The organism is Achromobacter semiaridum, assembly GCF_053543755.1.
In genome coordinates this window covers 42,140-49,316 of sequence record NZ_JBLVOL010000016.1, presented here as the reverse complement: position 1 = coordinate 49,316, position 7,177 = coordinate 42,140, and the positions used below count along the sequence as shown (strand labels likewise).

At 65.0% G+C, this 7,177-nt stretch carries 6 protein-coding genes; all 6 read right to left on the bottom strand.

Annotated elements, in window-relative coordinates; all coding sequences use genetic code 11:
- The coding region (locus tag ACNPP0_RS05155) for an aldehyde dehydrogenase family protein (protein WP_448705187.1) at positions 1–585 on the bottom strand (585 nt) is incomplete at its 3' end.
- A gap of 106 nt (positions 586–691) precedes the next feature.
- The gene (gene holA / locus ACNPP0_RS05150) at positions 692–1,747 is read right to left on the bottom strand and encodes a DNA polymerase III subunit delta (RefSeq protein ID WP_332611474.1); all 1,056 of its coding nucleotides are present in this window, start codon (positions 1,745–1,747) and stop codon (positions 692–694) included.
- A gap of 3 nt (positions 1,748–1,750) precedes the next feature.
- Complete coding sequence (locus ACNPP0_RS05145; RefSeq protein ID WP_046807800.1) at positions 1,751–2,413, bottom strand: LPS-assembly lipoprotein LptE; 663 nt, start codon at positions 2,411–2,413, stop codon at positions 1,751–1,753.
- A gap of 11 nt (positions 2,414–2,424) precedes the next feature.
- On the bottom strand, positions 2,425–5,082 hold the full coding sequence (gene leuS / locus ACNPP0_RS05140; protein WP_448705186.1) for a leucine--tRNA ligase: 2,658 nt from the start codon (positions 5,080–5,082) through the stop codon (positions 2,425–2,427).
- Positions 5,083–5,182: 100 nt separating this feature from the next.
- Complete coding sequence (locus ACNPP0_RS05135; RefSeq protein WP_448705185.1) at positions 5,183–6,415, bottom strand: MFS transporter; 1,233 nt, start codon at positions 6,413–6,415, stop codon at positions 5,183–5,185.
- Positions 6,416–6,535: 120 nt separating this feature from the next.
- The gene (locus ACNPP0_RS05130) at positions 6,536–6,979 is read right to left on the bottom strand and encodes a MarR family winged helix-turn-helix transcriptional regulator (RefSeq protein ID WP_448705199.1); all 444 of its coding nucleotides are present in this window, start codon (positions 6,977–6,979) and stop codon (positions 6,536–6,538) included.
- Between the last annotated feature and the right edge of the window lie 198 nt (positions 6,980–7,177).

Sequence of the window (7,177 nt, the reverse complement as noted above, 5' to 3'; positions counted from 1 at the left end):
GGCCCGGTCCGCGGGGGCGACGACCTGAACGGCGTCCGGCGGCAAGCCGGCTGCGGCCAAGCCCGTTTGCACGACCTGGCCTAACGCAATATTGGAGTGCAGCGCTTCGCTGCCGCCGCGCAGGATCGCGGCATTGCCGGACTTCAGGCACAGCGCGGCTGCGTCGATCGTGACGTTGGGCCGGGATTCGTAAATGATGCCGATGACCCCAAGCGGTACCCGCATTTGCGCGACGCGCATACCGTTAGGGCGCACCGTCGTGGCCGTGATGCTGCCGATGGGATCAGGCAGGGCGGCAATCTGACGCAAGCCTTCGGCCATGTGCGCCAGCGTTTTGTCGGATAGCGTCAGACGGTCCAGCAGCGCCGGTTCCAGGCCGTTGGCGCGGGCGGCGGACACGTCTTTCTCGTTGGCGGCCTTGAGTTCTTCGTGGCTGGCGGCCAGGGCGTCTGCCATGGCCAGCAACGCCTTGTTCTTGGCGGCGCTGTTGGCGCGCATCATCGCGCGCGAGGCGCGTCGGGCGTTTTCGCCCAAGGTGAGCATGGCGTGTTCAATGGAAGACGAGGACATGGCAGTGTCAATCATGAATAGGTGCGACGGAAGAGACGGCGGAGCCCGTGGGCGTAACCATTAGCGCCGTCTGAAGATTCAGTTTATATCCGGCCTGAGGACGGAGTGTGCGGGGCGGCCTTCACGGGCGCCCGCCGGCGGCGGCCACGCGCAGCGCCAGCCGGGTCATTTCTTCCCAGGGGTCCGAAAGCCGTCCGGCCACGGACAAGCCCTTGATAAGGCGATCTACGTCATGGGCGTGCTGCACGGCCGCCGGCCAGACGGCGGGCTGCACCCGGTTCAGCGCCTGCAACGCCAGGCGCTCGTGCGCGCCGAAGATACGCAACCGGCGCATCAGGCCGTTGGCGTCCTGGCCTAGCGCGCGTGCTTCCGCAATGCGGGCAAGCAGCCGGATCTCTTCGCCGACCGCCCATAGCACCAGCGGCAGCGCTTCGCCTTCGGCACGCAGACCATCGATCATGCGGATGGTGCGGGCAATGTCGCCCGCCAGCATGGCGTCGCGCAGGCCGAATACGTCGTAACGCGCGACGTTCAACACCGCGCGCTCTACGTCCTCGGCCGCCAGCTGGCCTTCGGGATACAGCAAGCCCAGCTTCTGGATTTCCTGGTGGGCAGCCAGCAGGTTGCCTTCGACCTTGTCAGCCATCCATTGCAGCGTGGCGGCGTCGGCGCGCTGGTTTTGCCGGGCAAGCCGCATGCCGACCCAGGCGGGCAGCCGGCCGCGCTCGATGTTGGCAATGTCAACCATCACGCCGCCCCGGTTCAGCGCCTGCACCCAGCGGCTTTCGCGGGTGGCTTTGTCCAGCCGGGGAAGCGCGATGAGGATCAGCGTGTCGGCATCTGGCTGCTTTTCAGCCTGCTCGGCCAGCTTGGCCAGCGTGTCGGCGCCGGACTTGCCGGGCTTGCCGGTGGGAATCTTGATTTCCAGGATGCGGCGGTCGCCAAACAGCGACACGCTTTGCGTCGCGGCGGTGACGGCGCTCCAGTCGCTGCGAGCGTCCATCACCATCGAAAGCCGGTCGGTGTAGCCCGCGTTGCGCGCCGAGGCGCGCAACGTGTCCACCGCTTCCGTGACCAGCAAAGGCTCGTCGCCGGACACCGTGTATAGCGGCGCGAGCTGATTGCCCGGGCGCTGCAGGTGTTCGGCAAGCCGTTCCGCATCCAAAGGCTGTGCCATGGGCTAGCGCAAGATCGCCGGGTCGGTGGTTTGCGGCGTCTGCCACGGCGTGGGCGTGCTTTTTTGCTGCGGTGCGTTCGGGTCGTACAGCGGAATCTCGCCGGTTTCCCCGCGTTCTTCAGCCTGCTCGAATGCGCGGCGCACGTCCGGTGCGGTCATGCGGCGCAGCAGACGGGACACCAGGTCGCGCTGCATGGCTTTATACAAGGTGTCGATCTGACCTTGCTTGGCCTGCACCACTTGGTCGTCGTAGGGCATTTCGCGGTAGATGGACAAGGTCGTGTCAGGAATCAATGCACGGCCCTTGTTGTCGATGAGACGGAACGTGTAGTTGATACCCAGCTCGTATTCCTCGACCCGGCCCTGGGCGTTCAGCGACACTTCACGCAATGTACGCGTATCGCCAACCTGCTGAAGAATAGCCTGGGCTTCCTTGGGGGAATCCACCAGCTTGGTATTGGGCGAGGCCGCGCGCAGGGCGCGGCGCACGTCCGCGCCGAACTGCGTGGTATCCGGCATGCCGACATAAAGCGTGTCGAACGGCATCGGCGTGACGCCGCGCAGTGCGAAGCCGCAGGCGGACAGCAGCATGAACAGCGCCAGGCAGGCGCCGCGCAGCAGCCACGATTGGCGGGGGGAGTGCGAGAGTTGCCCGGCGAAGTACATGCTTGACCTCATCAGCCTACGACGTTGACCAGTTTGCCCGGCACCACGATGACGCGCTTGGGCGGGCGGCCTTCCAGGAAGCGCGAGACCTCTTCCTGGCTGGCGGCGAGCTTTTCGATGTCTTCCTTGGCGGCGCCGGCGGCCACGCGGATCGACCCGCGCAGCTTGCCGTTGACCTGGAGCATCAGCTCGATTTCGTCCGCGATCAGGGCGGCTTCGTCCACATGCGGCCACGGCGCGTCCAGCAGGTCGCCCAGCTCTTGGGCGTAGCCAAGGTCTTGCCACAGGTGCCACGTGATGTGCGGGACCACCGGATACAGCACGCGCAGCAGCACGCCCAGCGTTTCGGCGTAGGCGGCATCGGCCGCGGCGTCCTCGGGCAGCTTGGCGTCGTCGATGGCGTTCAGCATCTTCATGCAGGCGGACACGACGGTGTTGTACTGGATGCGCTGGTAGTCGTAGTCGGCTTGCTTGAGCAGCGTGTAGACCTCGCGGCGCAGGTCCTTGACGGCGGCGGTGGCTTGCGACCAGTCGGCGCCATTGGCCAGGCCACGTGCCACGGCGTCGCGGCGCGCGTAGCTGATGGACCACAGGCGGCGCAGGAAACGGTTGGAACCTTCCACGCCCGAATCCGACCATTCAAGCGTCTGCTCGGGCGGGCTGGCGAACATGACAAACAGGCGGGCCGTGTCGGCCCCCAGCGTGTCGATCAGCGATTGCGGATCGACACCGTTGTTCTTGGACTTGGACATCGTGCCCACGCCGCCGTAATTGATGGCGGAACCGTCCGACTTGAGCTTGGCGCCGGTGATGGCGCCACGGTCGTCGTAGACGTTTTCAACATCTTCGGGCCAGAAGTACTCAATGCCGCCCTGGGGCGTCTTGCGGGAATAGATATGGTTCAGCACCATGCCCTGGCACAGCAGCTTGGTGAAGGGCTCGTCGAAATTGAGCAGGCCCATGTCGCGCATGACCTTGGTCCAGAAGCGCGCGTACAGCAAGTGCAGCACGGCGTGCTCGATGCCGCCGATGTACTGGTCCATCGGCATCCAGTAATCATTGCGCGCGTCGACCATGGCGTTGTCGTTGCCCGGCGAGGTATAGCGCATGAAGTACCAGGACGAGTCCACGAACGTGTCCATCGTGTCCGTTTCGCGGCGTGCGGGCTTGCCGCAGCTGGGGCAGGCGCAGGACAGGAAGGCTTCGTTCTTGGCCAGCGGGTTGCCGCTGCCGTCCGGGATCAGGTCGTCGGGCAGGACGACGGGCAGGTCTTTTTCGGGAACCGGCACCGGGCCGCAGTCGGCGCAGTGGATGATCGGGATCGGGGTGCCCCAGTAGCGCTGGCGCGAGATGCCCCAGTCGCGCAGGCGCCACGTGGTTTGCTTTTCGCCCAGGCCTTGCGCGCCCAGGTCGGCCGCGATGGCGTCCACGGCTTCCTTGTGCGACAGGCCGTCGTACTTGCCGGAATTGATGGTGCGGCCAGACTGCTTGTCGCCATACCATTCCTGCCAGGCAGCGGTGGAGTATTCCTTGCCGGCCACGTCCACGACTTGCACGATGGGCAGGTCATATTTCTTGGCGAAGGCAAAGTCGCGTTCGTCGTGGGCGGGCACGCCCATGACGGCGCCGTCGCCGTAGGTCATCAGCACGTAGTTGCCGACCCAGACTTCAACGTCCGCGCCCGTGATCGGATGCGTGACGGTCAGGCCCGTGCGCATGCCTTCTTTTTCGCGCGTGGCCATTTCGGCCTCGGTCGTGCCGCCCAGCTTGCACTGTTCGATGAACGCGCCCAGCTCGGGGTTGTTTTGCGCGGCATGCGTGGCCAGCGGATGTTCCGGCGCCACGGCGCAGAAGGTCACGCCCATGATCGTGTCGGCGCGGGTGGTGAAGACGTACAGTTTGCCGTCCTGGATCAGTTGGCCATCCTGGCCGGCGATCTTGTGCGGGAAGGCAAAACGCAGGCCTTCGGACTTGCCGATCCAGTTTTCCTGCATCAGGCGCACGCGCTCGGGCCAGCCGGGCAGGTCGTTCTGGACGGCGCCCAACAGTTCGTCTGCGTAGTCGGTGATGCGCAGGTAGTAGCCGGGGATCTCGCGCTTTTCAACCAGCGCGCCCGACCGCCAGCCACGGCCATCGATGACCTGCTCGTTGGCCAGCACGGTTTGGTCGACCGGGTCCCAGTTCACGACCTGGGTCTTGCGGTAGGCCACGCCCTTTTCCAGCATCTTCAGGAACAACCACTGGTTCCATTTGTAGTACTGGGGATCGCAGGCGCACATTTCGCGCGTCCAGTCGATTGCCAGACCCATCGCCTTCATCTGCTTCTTCATGTAGGCGATGTTGTCGTAGGTCCACTTGGCGGGCGGCACCTTGGACTTGATGGCCGCGTTTTCCGCCGGCATGCCAAAGGCATCCCAGCCCATCGGCATCAGGACGTTATAGCCGCGCATGCGCAACTGACGCGCCATCATGTCGTTGATGGTGTAGTTGCGCACGTGGCCCATGTGCAGCTTGCCACTGGGGTAGGGCAGCATCGAGCAGGCGTAGAACTTCGGCTTTTCGGAGCCGTCGGCGTTCTTCGCGTGTTCGTGGACCAGATAGGCGTCGCGGGCCTGCCAGTCTTGATGGGCGGCCGCTTCGACGGTAGTGGGGAGGTAACGTTCCTGCATGGGCTCGGGCACGGTGGCAAAAAAGGGCTAGCCGCCCTGCCGCGCGGACGCGGGGGCGGCCTGACGCGGTGGCGGTCAAAACCCCTGATTATAGGAGGTGCTAGACGCGGCTAGGGGGCGGGGCTGTTTCGGGGATGCGCGCACTGGGCGCCAAGACGCCGTATGCCAATGTAACCACGCCCAGAACAGCGCCCGCGATGACCACGCCGGGCCAGCCGAAATGGGCGTAAAGCCAGGACGATACCAGTGAACCGGAGGCGCCGCCGAGGAAGTAGCTGGTCATGTAGCCCGCGGTAAGGCGGCTGCGCGCCTCGGGGCGCAAGCGATACAGCGAACTGCTATTGGTGACATGAACGCCCTGGATCGCCAGGTCCTGCACCAGGATGCCCGCCAACAGGGCAAATACGGAAACCTGGCCAAAGGCCATCAACCCCCAGGACCCCAGCAGCAGCAACAGGCCCACGCGCGTCGCCAGGTTGCCCAGCCCCCGGTCGGCCAGGCGGCCAAAGCGGTTCGCGGCATAGGCGCCAGCCGCCCCGGCCAGGCCAAACAGGCCGATCGTGGTATTGCTGTATTGATAGGGCGGGCTGGCCAGCAGGAAGGTCAACGGGGTCCACAGCATGCTGAACGCGGCGAACAGCAAAAAGCCCAGCAGCGATCGGGCGCGAAACAGCGGCTCTTGGACAAACATGCGCAAGATCGAGCCCAACAGGCGCGGATAGCTCATCGTGGTGGGGCTTTGGTAGCGCGGCAGCACGCGCCACAGGGCGGCGGACATGCCCAGCATCAGCACGGCGGCCACCCAGTACACGGTGCGCCAACTGCCCACATCCGCCAGCACGCCCGCCACGGTGCGAGCCAGCAGAATGCCCAGCAGCAGGCCGCTCATGACCGTGCCCACCGCCTTGCCGCGCTCGTGCGGGGCGGCCAGGGTGGCCGCGAACGGCACCAGAATCTGGGCCACCACCGACAACAGCCCCGTCAGCGCGGTGCCCAGCAGCAGCACCGCGATGTGGGTGGCGAAGGAAGAAATCAACAGGCCGCCCGCCGACAGCAGGGTCATCAGCACGATCAGACGGCGGCGTTCGAACAGATCGCCCAGCGGAACCAGCAGCATCAAACCCAGCGCGTAGCTCAGTTGCGCCGTGGTAACGATGGCCCCCGCCGCGGCGTTGGACAACCCGAATTGCTGGCCGATCGTATGCAGCAGCGGCTGCGCGTAGTAATTGCTGGCGACGGCCAGGCCGGTCGCAATCGACATTAACAGGACGATCAGCGCGGTCAGCGTCGGGGTGGGTGGAGCGGGGGGCGTGGACGGGGTGGCGGCAGTCATGAAACGGATGGGGCTGGCGGTTCGAATGAGGGAAGGGAAGGGCGATCGGGGCCGGAGGGCGGATGGGCAATGGGAAATGCGGGATGGGAAATGGGCAGCGACTACGTTCGCGCCCGCCCCTCAAACGCCGATGCCTCCCGGCGTTTCCTGATCGTGCTTGATCAGCAGCTTTTTCAACAAGCCGGCCAATTGCTTGCGTTCGGCCGGTGTCAGCGGGTCCAGCAGTTCGCCCAGGTCCTTCAGGTAATCCTTCAGCACCTGCTTGATGACGCGCAATCCGTCCGGGGTCAGCGACACGATGACGCCGCGGCGGTCGTCCGGATTGGGATTGCGCACCAGCAGCCCCGCCTGTTCCAGCCGGTCAAGCCGATTGGTCATGGCGCCGGAGGTCAGCAACAAGGCTTCGACCAGCTTTTGTGGGTTCATGGCGTGTGGCGCGCCTGTGCGGTAGAGCGTCGCCAGGACATCGAATTCGCCCTGGTGCAGGTTGTGGCGGCGAAAGCTGCGATTTACGTTGCGGGTGGCAAAGGCGTTCAAGCGGAACACCCGGGTTACCACCGCCATGGCCGCGAAGTCCTGGTTGGGGCATTCGGTGGTCCATTGCGAGATGACAAGATCGACAAGGTCGGACGTAGGCAAGGTTGGCTTCTTTTGATGTGAAGTTTCTTCACGTAAAGATAAATTCTAGTCGTTCCGCCCCGGGTCGCGCAAATCGCGCGAGAGATCGCACGACAGATCGCACGCCAAAAAGAAAGGCCCGCC